The organism is Salipiger sp. HF18 (genome assembly GCF_011806505.1).
Lineage (GTDB): Bacteria > Pseudomonadota > Alphaproteobacteria > Rhodobacterales > Rhodobacteraceae > Salipiger > Salipiger thiooxidans.
The window spans coordinates 1-1883 of record NZ_JAATOS010000656.1; the positions used below are offsets into that span (position 1 = coordinate 1).

Sequence of the window (1883 nt, forward strand, 5' to 3'; positions counted from 1 at the left end):
CAGACGGTGGCCCGCCACTACGCCGCGCTGGCGCAGCGGCTCGGCCGGGCCCGCATCCACTACGCGGTCAAGGCGAACCCGGCGCCCGAGATCCTGCGCACGCTCACCCGCCTCGGCTCGAACTTCGACGCCGCCTCGCGCACCGAGATCGCCATGTGCCTCGCTGCCGGTGCCTCGGCCGACCAGATCTCCTTCGGCAACACCGTCAAGAAGGTGTCGGACGTCGCCTGGGCGCATGCCCAAGGCGTGACCCTTTTTGCCGCGGACGCCGAGCAGGAGCTCGAGAAGATCGCCGAGCACGCGCCCGGCGCGCGCGTCTACATCCGCGTGATCGTCGAGAACACCGAGGCCGACTGGCCGCTCACCCGCAAGTTCGGCTGCTCGCGCGACAAGGTCCTGCACCTCTTCACCGTGGCGCGTCAGCTCGGCCTCGCGCCGGTCGGCCTGTCGTTCCACGTGGGCTCGCAGACCCGGCGCGCCCAGATGTGGGCGCCGGTGCTCGACCAGGTCGCGGCCATCTGGCACGCCGCCCGCGACGCCGGCCATGAGATTTCGCTGCTCAATATCGGCGGCGGCTTCCCGGCCTTCTACGGCGAGGCAATCGACGCGCCGGCCTGCTACGCGGCAGACGTCATGACCCTCGTGCACGAGCGCTTCGGCGACGTTCCCGAGGTGATGGCCGAGCCCGGCCGTGGCCTCGTGGCCGAGGCGGGCGCCATTGCCGCCGAGGTGCTGCTGGTCTCGAAGAAGTCCGACAACGACCTGCACCGCTGGGTCTACCTCGACATCGGGAAGTTCTCGGGCCTTGCCGAGACCATCGAAGAGGCGATCCGCTACCAGTTCCTCACCGACCGGGATCACGAGGACACCGGCGCCTGCATCCTCGCGGGGCCGTCCTGCGACAGCGCCGACGTGCTCTACGAGAAGCGTCCGGTCGAGCTGCCGCTGGGGCTGCGCGCCGGCGACCGCATCGTGATCCGCAACTGCGGCGCCTACACCTCGACCTACGCCTCGGTGGGCTTCAACGGCTTCCCGCCGCTCGACGTGGTCGCGATCTGAGACACCGACCGTCCAATCCTCACGGACAGGGCCGGGCCTTTGCGCCCGGCCTTTTTTGTGGCGCCCCCGCGGCGGGGCACGGCATGGGAAAGGTCCTGCATGGACATCGCTCTCATTTCCGTTAACCCTTGCGCGGCACGCCGGGCGGAGATCCGGCAGGGGGAACGAGAACAGGGAGTTTCGCAATGTCCATCAGAACGCTGCTCGCCGCCGCGAGCCTGGCGGCACTTGCCGCGAGCGCACAGGCCGAGGTCAAGGTCGGCATGATCACCACGCTGTCCGGCGGCGGTGCCAGCCTCGGCATCGACACCCGTGACGGCTTTCTGCTGGCGATGCAGAAGGCCGGGCGCGACGACGTCGAGGTGATCGTCGAGGACGACCAGCAGAAGCCCGACGTGGCGGTGCAGATCGCCGACAAGATGATCCAGTCCGAGAAGATCGACATCCTGACCGGCATCGTGTGGTCGAACCTCGCCATGGCCGTGGTGCCCGCCGCCACCGCGCAGGGCAAGTTCTACCTCTCGACCAACGCCGCCCCGGCGCAGCTGGCGGGCAAGGGCTGCAACCCGAACTACTTTGCGGTCAGCTATCAGAACGACAACCTGCACGAGGCCGCCGGTGCCTATGCCAAGTCCGAGGGCTTCACCAAGCCCTTCATCATGGCGCCGAACTACCCGGCTGGGCAGGACAGCCTCAACGGCTTCAAGCGCTTCTACGGCGGCGAGCTGGCGGGCGAGGTCTACACCAAGCTCGGCCAGACCGACTACGCCTCCGAGATCGCGCAGATCCGCGCCTCGGGCGCCGACAGCATCTTCTTCTTCGTG

At 68.6% G+C, this 1883-nt stretch carries 2 protein-coding genes; both read left to right on the forward strand.

Features of this window, described 5'->3' with window-relative positions; genetic code table 11:
* The coding region (locus HC022_RS25500) for a type III PLP-dependent enzyme (protein ID WP_167454256.1) at positions 1–1059 on the forward strand (1059 nt) is incomplete at its 5' end.
* A 185-nt stretch (positions 1060–1244) separates the two neighbouring features.
* Positions 1245–1883, forward strand: a 639-nt coding sequence (locus HC022_RS25505) for a penicillin-binding protein activator (RefSeq protein ID WP_175583738.1), incomplete at its 3' end; no start/stop codon positions are given.